We start from the raw sequence: 15,094 nt of genomic DNA on the forward strand, positions 1-15,094 counted from the left end.
CGGAAGCTCTAAAAAACTATGGGCCTAGAACTCCTTTTTCCCTTTTTGGCTAGCGTTGGCATAACTATCCTACTCCGTAGGATGGACAAGTCGAATTATAAGCTAAGCCAAATCAAACGTTATACCGGAAAGCTTCAGGACGAATTGCAAGAAATCGCAATGGAGAAAATCCAGTCCGTTAAAGATTCGGGCATAGAATTGGAGATTTCTCTTAAACAAACTCGCAAGCTAGCCGAAGAAGTTCGCACTTTAAACGACGAGTCTCGCCAATTATTGGAAACCATTCGTTCCAACAGGGAATTTTTAAATGCAGTAACTTTGGATCTAAAGGAAGTCGTTCATCTTTCCGGAGATATTCGAAAAGAATCCGAATCCATCCAGGACGGTCTGAATCGTTTAGAAAGCGGCAAAAAAGATTTAAACGGAGTCACGATCAGAATTCAGGAACTTCGCTCCGAAGCAGAATCGCTACTGGGTGCATTTCAGGAAAAAATCAATTTACGTTCCGATGACATACTACAATCCCTAGCCTCTAAAATCGTGGAATTGGAAGGATTATTGGAAGCTAAGGCCGATCGAGTCGAAATCGGCTTAGATTCGTTAAGCGAATCTTATCGCCAGAAATTAGAAGCCCAAACTAAAGCTATCATGGGTGATACCGTCGGTAAAGTTGAATTGGCTCGGGAAGAAGTTTCGAATCTTTTGGATTCCATGAAAGCGAAAGAAGAGGATTTGGATGCGCAAACGGATCGAATCCAGACCGCTTTTTTAACGGTAACCGAAAAAATCGATCGAATGGATTCGAGAGTGGACGAAAAGGGAGAGCTTGCCGCAAGGAAGCTGGAAGATCTTTTTGCAAAATCCGAGTCCGTTCTTAGGCAAAAATTCGATCAAATTTTAGAGCAAGTCATACATTCTAAAGAAGCCTACCTTAACGGAGTTAAGATCGAAATCGACGCGATTCGTAGGGAAATCGAAGGCATGAGTCTAGAAACTCTAACTCGACGCGATGAAATTTTGAATGAAACTCGTCGTCAGGCGGAAGGAATTAACGATTCTATTAATATCTTCCAAGAGAAATATCTGGAAGCGGAGAATAAGTTATTAAAGCAGGCAGATTCGCGTAAATCCGATCTTATGCGTCAAATCGATTCTTTCGAAGACGAATTCAATCGAATCAGTTCCTCCCTTAGAAGCGAGGCGGACGACTTAAGGAAAGAAATCCTTTTCGGTCTAAAAGAGTTTCATTCCTCTTTGGAAACTGCCCGCGGGGACGAGGAAAAGAAAGCGCGCGCACGTATCGAAGACGTGCGCGATTCGTTAGAGGAAGAGTTGGGTTCTCTAAGAGAGGAATCGGAAGATCTTCGTAAGAAAGTATTCGCTTCCGCACAGGAATTCCATTCCACCCTGGAAGTCGTTAGAAACGAAGAAGAAAAAAAATCCCGTTCCAAAATAGAAGAAATTCGAGTAATTTTAGAGGATGAAGTTCATGCCTTGCACGCTTCACATTCCGAAAGATTCCGTTTGGAATGGGATCAAATTCGGGAAAATTTGAAATCCTTCGACATTCAGGTCTCCACTCGCATGCGGGAAATGGATGCATATGTGAAGGATATTCGTTCCGCTATGGAAAGTAGCGCTGGGGATATTTTAGGAGAGGCCGAGGAAAAAATTTCCCAATTGAACGGAACTATCGACGAAGAATTCCGCAAAATGGATCGGAGATTGGAACATTTCGGTCGTTCCTGGGAAGAAGAGGTCGTTTCTCTCAAAAGCCATACCCAAGAAGCCATCCAAGGTTTGGAAGAAAGACTAGGTCAGATTCATCTTCGCGGCGCCGAACTTCTGGAAGAATTCGGAACGGTCTATGCGTCCCAGAAAGATAAGATCGAAGAATTCGTTTCTAAATATAAAACCAATTTCCGTAAGGAAGGGGAAGACGTTCGCGAAGAGCTTACTCAAAGATTCAGAGAAATTAAAACGGAAGGACAAAGCCTTGTTTCTTCTTTAAAAGAAGATTATTCCGAAATCGGAGAGAAATTCGAGAATCTAATCAAGAAGAATGAAAAGTTAATGGAGGCCCAAGCCGAAAGAATTCGGACTTCGACCGAAGTGGAACTCGATCATGCCGCCGAAGAAGCAACGTCCGTTTTGGAAAGGCTACGCGAATCTGCCGAAGAATTCTTCGAAAGACAGGAAGAAAAGATAGGTCGGCTGAACGGAACCATAGACGCAAAAATCAATAAGCAATTATCCGCTCTTCTGGATAAGGGTCATGTTCAGTTAGGTCAACTCGAAGAAAGGATCTCTAAACATTTACAGGACGTAAAACGGAATTTAGAAGAGGCCTTGAAAGCCGGTAAACGGGAAAGCGAAGAGCAGATGAAAGGCTTCCAAAGCCAGGTTCGCAATTTGCTGCGAGAGACGGAATCGTCCTCTGAAGAATTCTTGCGATCCGGGAAGGAAGAATTCTTAGCGGCGCAGGAAGAATACCGCAGGTTGCAGATAGAATTAAAAACGGATCTTCGCGAAATTCAGGAAGCCAAAAATTCCCTTTTCAGCGAACTCGAAACGGAAGCGGAGGCTCTTCGAAGCTCGGTTCAAGAAATTTCCGATAAGATGCAGGAAGCCGAATCTAAGTCGGTATTATTCTTAGATGTAAAAGAAATGATCGACCGGTCCGAGGAGTTCGTAGAACGGATGAAGGCCGCTGTAGAAGAAGCGAATCATTCCGAATCCTTATCCCTTGAGCTAGATAAAAATCTTCATAGACTCAAACAATACCAAGAAGAGTTGGAGAGACGTCTGGAGAAAGCGGAAGAGCGGGAAAGTGAAATTTTGGATGTTGCCGGAAAAGCGGAGAGTCTAAAAGAGGAATTTTCTAAAATGCTTCTGGAATCTGCTCATTGGGAAGATACGATTCAAAAGCTTGAAGAGGCCGGGAATCGTGCTTCTGAAATGGAGTCGAAATTCGTGGATCTGGAAGGCAGATTGGGACATTTGGACGAGGTTCGGGAAGAATTGCATAGCCTTACGGACGAAGCCAAAGACCAGAAAGATTCTTCCTCTAAGGCGGCTCAGAGAATTCGCGAACTGGAAAAAGAAATTTCCGTTATGGAAGCTAGAGAGAAAGAAGTCGCTAACACGCTGCGTAAGACCGACGAACGATTGGAATTTTTGGCGGGGAGAAAAGAAGAAATTCTTTCGGTCGAAGCGAAGTTCGACAAGATCGAAGATCTTATGGCAGAGCTATCTGAGCGCCATAAACAAACTAGCACATTGCTACAACGGGTCGAGGATCTTCGTGAGGGTGCAAGCTCGGTTAAAGACGAGTTAGAAAGTCTTCTTGCCGAAGCTGACGACACATTCGAAAAATTATCATCATTCTTAGATGTAGTACAAACAACGGCTCAAAAGCCGCTCCCGGGCAAAAGTGGAAAATCCTCGGAGCAGAATCCGATGGTGAATAGGAAAAAAGCCACGGTCTTGAATTTATTTCACAATTTTCATTGGGCTCCGGAGACCATCGCCGAAAAGCTCGGCCTGGAAACTTCGTTAGTACAAACCATAATTCAGAGCGAGGCGGCAAAAAGGGGATGATTTTGTTCTTGACCCTAGTCTTCCGGACCAATATGTCTCGTTTCTACTTGTATCATATTATGCGTTTACAATCAAAGGAGGACTCCTTTTTTAAATAAAGGTAACTTTAAATAATCAAGGGGCTTTAGCGAAAGTAGTTCCTTTTTTGAAGGCTTTTGGAAACGTATCTAAGTATAACCGATACGTTCCGGAAAGTCCGGATGAGAAAGGAGAAAGCTCTCAAAGCACGTTGATATGGTACAAAAAAAGAAAACTACAGTTAAGAGGAAGAATTCCATGGCTCAAAGCGCTGAAAAGGATACCCTCATCGTCGCAAGCAAGGTGAAAGCCTATATCAAATCGAAAGGTTTTATGACCTCCGGTGATGCTGTCGACGGTTTGAATGAGAAGCTTTACGCTCTGATCGACGATGCTCTGAAACGGACCGAGGCGAACAAACGTACGACGGTTCGACCCACCGACTTCTAAGCTTTCTTGATCTACATCAAGAACAAGACCGAAATCGAGAAAATGAGGGCGGCAGGAAAACTAGCCGCCAGACTTCTGGACTATATTTCCGGGTATGTCAAGCCCGGAGTTAGTACATTAGAACTCAATGATCTTTGCGAAGAGTTCACTAAAAAGAACGGAGGCAAGTCGGCTCCCTTGGGATACAAGGGATTTCCGAAATCGGTCTGCACATCCATCAACGAGGTTGTCTGTCACGGGATTCCGAAGGCAACCGACGTTTTAAAGTCGGGAGATATCGTTAATATCGACGTTACTCCGATTGTGGATGGATATCATGGGGATTCGTCTCGAACGTTTATCGTCGGCGGAAAAAGCAGTCCTGAAGTGGAACTTTTAGTTCAGGATGCGGAAAAGGCGATGTGGATGGGAATCGAGCAGGTCAAACCGGGTAATCGCATTAACGATATTGCGAATGCGATCGATGATTATCTGACACCAAAGGGTTATGGAATCGTAAGAGATCTTATGGGGCATGGGATAGGCCGAGGATTTCATGAAGAACCTCAGGTACCTCATTTCAGATCTAACCGTAAATTGACTAAACTCGAACCGGGAATGACTTTTACTATCGAACCCATGGTAAATCTGGGTACTTGGGAAGTTATTTTTTCTAAGAAAGACGGTTGGACGGTCACGACAAAAGACGGAAAATGGTCCGCTCAGTTCGAGCATACCATTCTTGTCACCGAAAAAGGCTATGAAATTTTGACCCTCCCGTAGTATCTTGGAGGGCATGGATTTTGTCTGGAAATATCTTTCCTTAGTAGGAAAGGACTTAGTCTTCTTTTTACTCGGCTTCCTTGTCTTTTATATCGGTAAAAAAGTCAAAGATTGGTTAGAACCTAGAAAATTGGACGAAGAACTTGTCCGTTCGGATAATGGCGCCCTGGCTTTAAGTCTCTCGGGATATTATCTGGGAATCATCGTTTTATTCATCACGATTGTCTCCCATCCAGGCGACGGAACCGGCCTTGTAGGCGACGTAATTCAAGTTTCGGCATATTCACTTTTAGGTGTAGTCTTACTCTTAGTGTCTCAATGGTTAAACGACGCGTTCATCCTGCGTGGAATCGATGCTCAAGAAGAAGTTTACGAAAATAAAAATTTAGCCGTAGGGACGGTTTTGTTCGGAGGAACGATCGCTAGTTCCTTTTTTATCGCTGCAGCTTTAAACGGAGACATCGGATCGAAAGTTTTTCCGGAAGGATTGGGGTTGTCAATTTCCCCAATTTGGGAGCGGACCTTAATCGGAGCCATATTATCGGTTATTTTCTTTTTGATCGGCCAATTAGGGATGATTCTTTTTACGTTTTACTATCAACTCTGGATTCCGTATAAGCTAAAGGACGAGCTGGAATCTAAACAAAACTTAGCTGCAGGAATTGCGTTTGCCGGAGCACTACTTGCGATAGGAATTCTTTTAACAAGAGCCTTATTTCGGGAATTCGATTCAATTATGCATACAGGTATTCTTCTTCTATTGGATCTAGGCTTTGCGTTTTTGATTATACCGGTTCTTCATTTTTTTGCGGGAAGGGTGATCTTATCCGGATCAACCTTAAAGCATGAGATTGCCGAGGATCAAAATTTCGGGGCGGGATTATTGGAAGCGGTCGTACTAGTTTCTTTTTCCGCGATTATCTTCTTTGCCGTTTAAGAATTAAGCTAAAATAATTCTTTGGAGGAATACAATTTCCATTCGAGATGATAAACTTTTTTCGTCCCGTATTCGAAGGACTCCCGTAGCCAGCTTGGCTCGTCCGATTCGTTTATTACAAGGGTAGAAAAAATTTCGGTAAGTTCCTTTTTGATTTCGGGAAAAATGGTCTTATGCGTCGGAAGAAAGGGAGAAAGTTCTCTCTCTGAGAATCCTTTCAAAGCACCGACTAGTCCGGCCAGTAAACAACGGTTCAAAAGAGAATTATCGTTCATTTGCGAGGGAATTCCAGCTTCCTTTGCTGCGATGAGAAGATCCTGTATTGGAATTCCACCGCTTAAAACGGAGAGAGGAAGATCTAATTCGTTTTCTCCCGTATCCATATTGTTTTTATAAAACTATGTTCATGGAAAGTAAAGAACTTCTGTCCGAATTAGAATCGCTCGTTCACAAAAACGGTTTTCAATTATTCGGAGCCGCAAGGGCCGTTGTACCGGAAAGTGATAAGAGAAACATTCTAGAATGGGTTCGGGAAGGCAGACACGGTAATATGGACTGGTATCCTCGTAATATGAAACTCAGATTGGAATTGGAAGGTCTAGGATTTCATCCCGAAACCGTCTTTGTTTTAGGGGCGCTATATTCGGATCCCGAGTACGAAGAGATCGCGTCCAAGCTTCCGTTTCGTTTTTCCCGATACGCTACCGGCGCAGATTATCATGCGGTGTTAAAAAAATCGGCTCGAGACGTACTGACAATTCTCAGGGATCGGTTTCCGAATAATGTTTTTAGGCAGGGGGTGGATTCTTTGCCCGTACCTGAAAAAATTTTAGCCAGAGAGGCCGGTCTAGGTTGGATAGGAAAAAATACTAATTTATTAAACGAAGAGATTGGTTCCTATTTTTTTTTGACGGTAATTTTCACCGATCTCCCTCTTCGAATTGCCTCCCTTACCGCTAAGGATCGATGCGGAACCTGCGACGAGTGCATTCGAGCTTGTCCAACCGGTGCACTTTCGGCGTATCAAATAGACGCGCGTAAATGTATTTCGTACAAAACAATCGAAGATCGTTCCCCCACCGTCGAAGGATTACACGGGTGGGTGTACGGTTGCGATATCTGCCAAGAAGTATGCCCTTGGAACCGAGTAAAAGCCAAGAGAAGAGGGACAGAAACTGAAATCGAAGAATTTAAAGTTCGCGATTTTTTTAAAACCGACGGTTCGGCTATGCTAACGCTTACCGACGAGGAATTTCAGCGGCAGTTTTCGGACGCCGCCGTCAATCGGATCTCTTACGCCCAATTTCGCAGAAACCTTATCACCGTGAATTCGGAATAGATGATGGATGTTTTTCTAGGAAACTCTACGTTTAAATCTGAAAGCGGGATAAATTAGAATCTAATTGTTCGGTCCTTGCTTTTAAGCCCTGGGCTTGGCTCGCTAATTTCTGCGAGATGGAGGCTAATCTTTGAGCTTCAGCAGTGGAATTTTGCATGGATTGGCTGATTTCCGCAACGGCTGCTTTTTGTTCCTTAGTAGCGTCGGCAACTTCAAACGATAGTTCCGAAACCTCGCGAATCGTTGCCGAAATATCCTCCGCTGAGCGAAGCTGTTCACCCAGCGCAATAATTACCGATTCCGAAGCCGCATGAATGCTCCGAATATCGCCGGATACGGATTCGATGGAAAGTATCACGTCGTCTACGTTTTTAGTTCCTTGCTCCACGATTCCGTCTGTGCTTGAAATCAAATCCTGGATGCCTTTGACACTTTCATTCGTCCTCGTCGATAACTTAGATATTTCCGACGCTACGACCGCAAATCCTTTTCCGGCTTCTCCCGCTCGTGCGGCTTCGATAGATGCATTCAAAGAAAGTAAATTAGTTTGTTCTGAAATTTCAGTAATTATATCGACGATACCTTGTATTTGCTGCGAAATTCCGCGAATATCCTCCATGGCTTTGGTCGCTTTTAAAACCGTTGTTCTCCCTTTTTCGGCGGACGTTTCGGCTGCCTGAGACGTTTTTACCAAATTGGATAAAGACATTTCCACTTCGCGCAATTGCTTTACGAAATTTCGGGACCTTGCATCGATTTGCCCGGCAAGATTAGCTTCTCGTTCGACGGCGGTGGCTACATTTTGAAAAGAAGAGGATAGCTCCTCTAAGGAAGCGGAAGATTCTTCCGAACCTGCCGCTATCTGTTGAGACGTATTATTTACGCTATCAACTTGAGCTTCGATTTCGAAAGAACTTTCTTTCGTGCTTTGCGAAGTATCTCTTACTACGGTAATCAGCGATTTCAAGTTGCCTACCATAATATCCATCGAAGACAGCAGTTTTCCCGTTTCATCTTTTCGATTCGTATCTAAGATTATGTTTAAATTTCCGGAGGCGACCGTTTCCGAGGCGGATAAGGCATGGTTTAATGGCAAGGTTATGCTTCGAATAATAACCCAAGATAGTCCTAACGCGCCGATAAGGGCAAAGGCGGAAAGGATCAGATCCGACCAGAAACTGAATTTCTGAATTCTTTGCAGCTCTTTCGTTTCCAATTCCAATATTTCCGCTTGAAAGGCATAAATTTCATCCAGTAGATATGTGAGTTTTTTTTGGGTGGGCTCCACCTCAGCGTGAAAGAACGAGGTGACTTCGGTTGGGCCGGCTTTTGATTTTTGTAGGACCAAAATTTTTTCTAGAACAATTAAATAGCGTTCCCGTTCTTCCTTAAATTCCTTGAGCAATTTAATGCCTTTTGGTCTTTTTATAAGCGGCTCTAAAATTCGAATATCGCGTTCGGTTTTTTCCCTGAATTCTTTTAGAAACTCGCCGGAGTTTCCGGAAATCTCATCCGCTCTGTCAAGTTTGAAAGCCTTTGCTTGTTGAAATTCCATTTCGATCGTACTTCTGAGTAGCTTCGAGGATAAATCTTTTTTAAGAATAGCTTCGCGCATCGGGCCATTGACGGCGTCGAAAACGAGATCCATAGAAACGATTCCTACGCTTGCAATTATTAGCAAAATTAGAACGATTAAGAAAAAGGACCCGCGTAATCGATTGGCTATACTGATATTTGCAAACATTTAACGTATTATTCTCCTCAGTTGAGTTGGTAACTTAATTTGTTTGTTCGGATTTGCTCGCGAACGCCCGCTTAATGCGAGAATTCTTCCAAATAAAATCAATTTGCGAAAGCGCGAAAACTCCTTTCCCCTGACCCTGCAAAATTATGGAATGGAAAGAAGCGATGGTGGTTTCCGGTTCCCGCAATTCTCAAAACAAATTCGACGAAAATTTTCTTAAATCGACTCGGACTAAATTACGCGGTTGGTTTTTACGGGAAAAACGCGATCTTCCGTTTCGACAGAACCGAACGCCGTATTCGACTTGGGTAAGCGAAGTAATGCTTCAGCAAACCAGAGTTACTACGATGATTCCGCTTTACGAATCTTTTTTGCAACGATTTCCCAAACCGAGCGATTTGGCGGAAGCGGAAGAAGAGGAGGTCCTACGGTACTGGAAGGGATTAGGATATTACTCAAGGGCGAAGAATCTGCATAAAGGAGTTCGAAAATTAGTTTCGGAATTTTCCGGAATCTTCCCTCGGACCCTCGAAGGGGCGCTTTCCTTACCGGGAGTGGGTCAGTATACTGCAAGCGCTATTCTTTCCATTTCTTATAATATTCCTTTGGCAGTTTTGGACGGAAATGCAAAGAGAGTTCTCTCTCGACTTTTTTTATTCAGAGGAAGTCCCTCAAAATCGGCCTCGATTTTACAGGAACTAGCGGATCAATTTCTGGATAGGGATTATGCCGGAGATCATAATGAATCCGTGATGGAATTGGGGGCGAGAATTTGCCTGCCGACGACTCCTCTTTGTGGAGAATGCCCGTTGCAAAAAGAATGCGAGGCTTACCGAGAAGGGGTTCAGCAGGAAATTCCAATCGCTGAAAAGAAAAGTAAAGAAATTGCGTTGGGCATTCGATTCCTAATTGTCCGCGCACCGGCCGGAATTCTTTTGCTTAGATATTCTAAAAGAAGATTTTTTAAGACTATTTTCACTCTGCCGTTTACTTGGGACGGAAAATCTCCCTACGCTGTCGATCCGGTTACTGAACTTGATCTTACCTTTCATGATACCGGAACGAAGTTTAGGCATACGATCACTCATCATAAAATTGTAGGTTCTATTTGGGAAGCGTCGATTTCCGCTAAACAGTCTCGCGATCTAGTGGATTCGATTCGAAAGAAGCACGTTGAAGTGGACTATAAATGGTGCGAGTGGGATGATTTGGAGACCGAGTGTCCTTCCTCGATCGCCGGAAAAATTAAATCGGCGGTTTCTCCGAAAGAGCCGGTTTTACCCGGAATTCCGACAGTAGCAAAGAAAGCAAAAGGCAGCCAGCGCATATGAATATTAGATCAACAGGCGATTTTCTTCGGGAGCTTTCCAGACATAAGGAATTATTGGAAATCACGGATCCGATCGATCCGATCTTAGAGCTTGCCGAATTGCAACGAAGAGTCGTGGCTAAGCGCGGACCTGCATTACTTTTTCGGAATGTAATCGGATCGAAAATTCCCGTGGCTACGAATTTATACGGATCTAAAAAAAGAATTCATATTGCCTTCGGTGAAGATCCGGAACGTTTCGTACAAAGGATCGCGCATTCTGCAAAACATCTCCTGCCGCCTACTTTCGGAAAAGTCTGGGAAGTCAGATCCTTGGCATGGGCGGCTCTTAAAATCGGCCTGCGTAAAATTTCTTTTCCCGCTGTTCTGGAAAGTGAGGAAGATAGCTTGGATGCTCTTCCAGCAATCAAATCCTGGCCAAAGGATGCCGGACGATTTATAACACTGCCCTTGGTTTATACGGAGAGTCCTTCGACTGGAAAGGGGAATTTAGGGATGTATCGAATCCAGTTTCACGGACCGAAACAAACCGGAATGCATATACAAATTCATCGAGGGGGAGGATTTCACTATCATGAAGCCGAGAAGAAAGATCAAGCCTTACCTGCCCACATTTATGTAGGAGGTCCCCCGGCCCTTACGATTGCCGCAGTAGCTCCTCTTCCTGAAGAAATTAGCGAATTTCTTTTGGCTTCGTTGTTATTGGGAGAGAGACTGAGAATTTCCAGAAAACCGGAATTAAGTCCGTTGCCCATCGTTGCAGACGCCGATTTCGCCCTAATCGGAAAAATTCCTCCGAAAATCAGAAAACCCGAAGGACCGTTCGGCGATCATTACGGTTACTACGCCCTTAAACACGATTATCCCGTATTCGAAGTGGATCGTATCTTTCGTAGAAAAGATGCGGTATGGCCCGCTACTGTAGTCGGACGCCCCCCGCAGGAAGATCATTGGATTGCGGAATACTTACAGGATTTATTATCTCCTTTGTTTCCTTTAGTTATGCCGCAAGTAAAAGGAGTCTGGGCATACGAAGAATCAGGCGTTCATTCCCTTGCCGCAGCGATCGTGAAGGAGAGATATAGGAAAGAAGCATTTATGGGCGCCTTGCGCATATTAGGCGAAGGGCAACTCTCACTTACGAAGGTACTTATGGTAACGGATCAGGAAGTCGAACTTAAGGATTTCAAGAAAGTATTTTCGACGATTCTCGAGAGGTTCGATCCGGAGACCGACCTGCATATTTTCTCGAATATCGCGCAGGATACGTTGGATTATACCGGGCCTAAGGTGAACGAAGGGAGTAAGGCGGTTTTCTTGGGAGTGGGAAATAAACTTCGAAAGTTAAAGTCTAAAATCGAAGTCTCCTTCAAAAATTCCAAATTTAAAAAACCCAAGGTCTATTGCCCGGGCGCACTTGTCGTATCGGGGAGTCCTTACAAACGCGGAGATGAGCTCGCGGAACTACTGCTCAAGGAATCCGCAATTCAGGGATTTACATTCGTATTTTTAGTGGATGATTCGGAAGGAGCGACTGTGTCGGATCACGATTTCATTTGGAATGTATTTACTCGATTTGAACCGGCGGCGGACATCTATGGAAATTTTCAAGTTCGAAGAAATCATCTATCTTTTTCCTCTCCGGTGGTCATCGACGCTCGTCTTAAAGATTGGTATCCTGCCGTTCTTGAACCGGATCCTAAGATAGCCAAACGGGTTGAAGATAGATTTGGTAGACTTTTAAATTCGCTTTGATCGAATGGAACCTATGTCTAAGATTCGAGTTATTATTACCGGCGGAGCGGGTTTGATCGGAAGCAATCTTGTGCGTCTTCTGAATGAGAGAGGCGTGGAAGATATTTTAATCGTGGATCACTTAGGAATCTTATCCAAATGGAAAAATTTGCGCGACCTATGCTATACCGACTATCTTGAGAAAGAAGACTTTCTATCTAGAGTGATTTCTGGACAATTACCGAAGGGTTACACTCATGTTTTACATATGGGAGCCTGTTCGTCCACGACGGAATCGGACGCATCTTATCTGATCAAAAATAATTTCGAATATACGAAAGTGCTAGCGGAAGCTTGTTTGGACAAGCATCTTCGTTTTCTTTACGCGTCTTCGGCGGCCACTTACGGAGACGGGACTTACGGATACGACGATAAGGCTCCGATAGCAGATTTGCGTCCGCTGAATATGTACGGTTATTCCAAGCACATGTTCGATTTATACGCTCAAAAGAAAGGTTATCTCTCAAAGATTACAGGCGTAAAATTCTTTAATGTTTTCGGTTTTGGAGAGGCGCATAAAGGTGATATGAGATCCGTCGTTTTGAAAGGATATGAACAAATTCTTTCGGAAGGAAAGATCCGACTATTTAAATCGTATAAGCCTGAATATAAGGACGGAGAGCAGAAGCGCGATTTTTTATACGTGAAAGACGCGGCTAAAATCGCAATCCATCTATTTTCAGGAAATCATTTCGGCCTTTTCAATGTAGGAAGAGGTGTGGCAGAAACCTGGCTGGATTTAGCGAACGGACTGTTTGGCGCTTTAGATCGGAAGAGTCAGATTGAATTCGTGGAAATGCCGGAGAGTCTTCGCGCAAAATACCAATATTATACTAAAGCTTCCACGGAAAAATTACTTTCTACCGGTTACGCCGAGGGTTTTACAGATCTTAAAACTGCGATTGCAGATTATGTAAAACTTCTGCAAACCCAATTAGATTAAGGGGGCCGGATGGCCCCCTATAGGGTGGGTTTTTACTTCGAGAAAATTTGAAGTAAAGACTTTGCGAAGCTTTTGAATTTCTGATCTTTAATGGAATAGAAAACTTGATTGGATACTTTCTTGCTGCCAAGATATCCAGCTTCCTTCATCTTACTTAAATGTTGGGAAGCAGCAGATTGACTAATTCCTAACGCGTCGACTAACTCACCAACGCTGTGTTCTTTTTTAGATAAATACAGTAGAATTTTTAATCTGTCTGGGTGAGCTACTGCTTTTAATCCGCGGATGGTCGAGTCCAGGTGGGCTTTCTTGATTTCTAACTTTTGGGCTGCCATTTTTTTCCTTCAATAGAGTTTGAATCCATAATATAGGAGAGTCCCATTTTTTCAAGGATTTACGCTTTAATTAACGGTTTTTTATCGTTATGTCTAATTGTGTAAATTATGATATTTTTATGAAATTATAAAGGTAAAAGATTACATTAATATTCTATTTGAATGTACGACTTAGAAAAATTCGAATATTATGTAATTCTGCAGGTCTTTTGATTTAGGTTTCAAGAGAGGATGACTGGGAATATGTATTAAGGTATAAAATTAGTATATTCTGAAGAATTAAGAGAGAAATTTTAAGATGGAGATTGTTGTAGGAACAAAACGAGCGGACTTAGTGAATTTCATCCGCTCGGAATCGGTTAGGTGGAAACTTAAATTTTCACTCCGCCTGAAATTTCAAGTACTACTCCGTCTACGAGTTCGTTCGTTGCGATAAAAGCAGCCGTCTCGGCTATTTCACTCGGATAACCCAGTCTCCCGATCGGAATTTGAGTTTCCCATTTTTTTAATGCTTCCGGATTCATATCCTTCATGACCATCTCAGTGGCGATAAAGCCGGGAGCAATCCCTGCTACTCGAATCCCGTAGCGACTTAACTCTTTTGCCCAAAGTTTCGTCATGGCGGCTACTCCGGCTTTCGCAGCAGAGTAGTTCGTCTGGCCTGGATTTCCATGCATGGCAACAGAAGCGATCGGAATGATGATTCCTTTAGACCCGGTATTGATCATCTGCACTGCAGCTTCTCTTCCCGTTAAAAAAACTCCAGTTAAATTGACGTCTATTACGGATTGCCAATTGGATAAGGAAAGTTTGGACGCGACTTTGCCTGTTTGTTTATCGGTTTTTACAAGCAATCCGTCTCGTAGAATTCCTGCATTCAACACTGCAATATCCAAACTTCCGAATTTTGAAACTGCCTTTTCCATGAGAGCCTCTGCATCGGCCTCCTTGGAAACGTCCGTTCTCACTGCGATCGCTTTGACGCCTATCCCTTCTATATCCTTTAACGCTTCGGACAATTTTTCTTCCGAGATATCGGAAAGAACGATGTTTGCACCTAGTTTCGCAAAATGTTCGGCCATCGCTTTGCCTAAGCCTCCGGCCGAACCGGTAATTACTGCGGTTTTACCTGTTATTTCCAACTTGGTTGATTTCCTTGCTTCTTATTGTTACGTATTTATCTGTAAAAGGAATTTCAACGCGAGCGACCGTTTCCGAAGCTTGCGTTTGGATTCGGAAAAGATTCGGGTCTATATTTTCGCTTTTTAATAAAATCATAATCAAAGCGATTCCAAGTCCCGCTCCTTCCGTATTGTCCATATTATCCATATAGAATTCGGCGATATCGTTATATTCCATCGCCTTTTTCATTTTCTCCCGCATACGAACTTCTTCGATATCGATAACGGGGGTATTGTTCGCTACTTCGACGACCAAACCATCGGAACTATAAACTACATTGATTTTTACATAAACTCCGCGTGCCAGGCATCGTTTTCCAAACTCGTCAGCCATTTTTTCGGAAAAATTTTCCTTAAATTGAGAAAGGGCTTGGTCATAATGTTCGGGATTTCGAATATCCAGGCCTTGATCCTCGAAAAAGATCCGCTTTTGGTTTGCTTTGACCCCATTGATTGCCATTTCCTTAGTGATCGTATAAAGCATTTCGATATATCTAGATTGTCCGACTTTCTCCAAAACTTCCGTAAGAATACGTAAAACGTACTTTTCTAGTTTAGAATTCATTCGGGAGGATTGAACGGAAATTCGGGAACGGCCTTTGATATAATCAGTGAGCTGGGCGTCTAAATGTTTAAAGCTTTTTGCCATGCTCGTCCTTCG

General features: G+C 43.3%; 12 protein-coding genes and 2 pseudogenes. 9 read left to right on the plus strand and 5 right to left on the minus strand.

The window, feature by feature from the left end; all coding sequences use genetic code 11:
- Positions 1-18 precede the first annotated feature (18 nt).
- The 5 genes and pseudogenes from LEP1GSC050_RS21275 to LEP1GSC050_RS02960 form a co-directional block, all read left to right on the plus strand.
- Positions 19-1,353: pseudogene (locus tag LEP1GSC050_RS21275) on the plus strand (SpiroCoCo family coiled-coil protein); the annotation flags it as partial.
- 1,221 nt (positions 1,354-2,574) lie between these two features.
- Positions 2,575-3,600, plus strand: a pseudogene (locus tag LEP1GSC050_RS21280) (SpiroCoCo family coiled-coil protein); the annotation flags it as partial.
- Positions 3,601-3,834: 234 nt separating this feature from the next.
- A complete protein-coding gene (locus LEP1GSC050_RS02950; RefSeq protein WP_010419029.1) occupies positions 3,835-4,068 on the plus strand; it encodes a hypothetical protein in 234 nt (77 codons plus the stop codon).
- A gap of 6 nt (positions 4,069-4,074) precedes the next feature.
- Complete coding sequence (gene map / locus LEP1GSC050_RS02955; RefSeq protein WP_010569572.1) at positions 4,075-4,830, plus strand: type I methionyl aminopeptidase; 756 nt, start codon at positions 4,075-4,077, stop codon at positions 4,828-4,830.
- A gap of 13 nt (positions 4,831-4,843) precedes the next feature.
- Positions 4,844-5,767, plus strand: a complete 924-nt coding sequence (locus LEP1GSC050_RS02960) for a DUF350 domain-containing protein (RefSeq protein WP_020986949.1) — start codon at positions 4,844-4,846, stop codon at positions 5,765-5,767.
- 8 nt (positions 5,768-5,775) lie between these two features.
- Here LEP1GSC050_RS02960 and LEP1GSC050_RS02965 read toward each other — a convergent pair whose 3' ends face one another.
- Positions 5,776-6,150 (minus strand): LIC_11502 family protein, encoded by a 375-nt coding sequence (locus LEP1GSC050_RS02965; protein WP_010569574.1) that lies wholly within the window; start codon positions 6,148-6,150, stop codon positions 5,776-5,778.
- Between the two features lie 17 nt (positions 6,151-6,167).
- Here LEP1GSC050_RS02965 and queG point away from each other — a divergent pair, with 17 nt between their 5' ends.
- On the plus strand, positions 6,168-7,106 hold the full coding sequence (gene queG, locus LEP1GSC050_RS02970; protein ID WP_020986921.1) for a tRNA epoxyqueuosine(34) reductase QueG: 939 nt from the start codon (positions 6,168-6,170) through the stop codon (positions 7,104-7,106).
- A 31-nt stretch (positions 7,107-7,137) separates the two neighbouring features.
- On the opposite strand, the gene LEP1GSC050_RS02975 is transcribed toward queG, so the two are convergent.
- Positions 7,138-8,850: a methyl-accepting chemotaxis protein gene (locus LEP1GSC050_RS02975; protein ID WP_010569575.1), complete on the minus strand. Its 1,713-nt coding sequence runs from the start codon at positions 8,848-8,850 to the stop codon at positions 7,138-7,140.
- A gap of 164 nt (positions 8,851-9,014) precedes the next feature.
- On the opposite strand from LEP1GSC050_RS02975, the gene LEP1GSC050_RS02980 reads away from it, so the two are divergent.
- From LEP1GSC050_RS02980 to rfaD, 3 genes are read left to right on the plus strand one after another with little or no spacing between them, the layout of a single operon-like run.
- Positions 9,015-10,181: an A/G-specific adenine glycosylase gene (locus LEP1GSC050_RS02980; RefSeq protein WP_020987054.1), complete on the plus strand. Its 1,167-nt coding sequence runs from the start codon at positions 9,015-9,017 to the stop codon at positions 10,179-10,181.
- Positions 10,178-11,935 carry a UbiD family decarboxylase gene (locus LEP1GSC050_RS02985; RefSeq protein WP_010569577.1) on the plus strand — a complete coding sequence of 586 codons (1,758 nt, stop codon included), beginning with the start codon at positions 10,178-10,180 and terminating at the stop codon, positions 11,933-11,935. The genes LEP1GSC050_RS02980 and LEP1GSC050_RS02985 overlap by 4 nt, the downstream gene beginning before the upstream one ends.
- A gap of 13 nt (positions 11,936-11,948) precedes the next feature.
- On the plus strand, positions 11,949-12,917 hold the full coding sequence (rfaD, locus tag LEP1GSC050_RS02990) for an ADP-glyceromanno-heptose 6-epimerase (RefSeq protein ID WP_010569578.1): 969 nt from the start codon (positions 11,949-11,951) through the stop codon (positions 12,915-12,917).
- A 32-nt stretch (positions 12,918-12,949) separates the two neighbouring features.
- Here rfaD and LEP1GSC050_RS02995 read toward each other — a convergent pair whose 3' ends face one another.
- The 3 genes from LEP1GSC050_RS02995 to LEP1GSC050_RS03005 all read right to left on the minus strand — a co-directional run bounded on the left by LEP1GSC050_RS02995 (position 12,950) and on the right by LEP1GSC050_RS03005 (position 15,082).
- Positions 12,950-13,252 carry an ArsR/SmtB family transcription factor gene (locus LEP1GSC050_RS02995; protein ID WP_010419051.1) on the minus strand — a complete coding sequence of 101 codons (303 nt, stop codon included), beginning with the start codon at positions 13,250-13,252 and terminating at the stop codon, positions 12,950-12,952.
- A 371-nt stretch (positions 13,253-13,623) separates the two neighbouring features.
- Entirely contained in the window at positions 13,624-14,394 is a 771-nt protein-coding gene (locus tag LEP1GSC050_RS03000; RefSeq protein ID WP_010569579.1) for an SDR family NAD(P)-dependent oxidoreductase, read from the minus strand.
- Entirely contained in the window at positions 14,378-15,082 is a 705-nt protein-coding gene (locus LEP1GSC050_RS03005; RefSeq protein ID WP_040910861.1) for a hypothetical protein, read from the minus strand. Before LEP1GSC050_RS03005 ends, LEP1GSC050_RS03000 begins: the two co-directional genes overlap by 17 nt.
- Between the last annotated feature and the right edge of the window lie 12 nt (positions 15,083-15,094).

Origin of the sequence: Leptospira broomii serovar Hurstbridge str. 5399 (genome assembly GCF_000243715.2) — a bacterium.
In the GTDB taxonomy this organism is placed as follows: domain Bacteria; phylum Spirochaetota; class Leptospiria; order Leptospirales; family Leptospiraceae; genus Leptospira_B; species Leptospira_B broomii.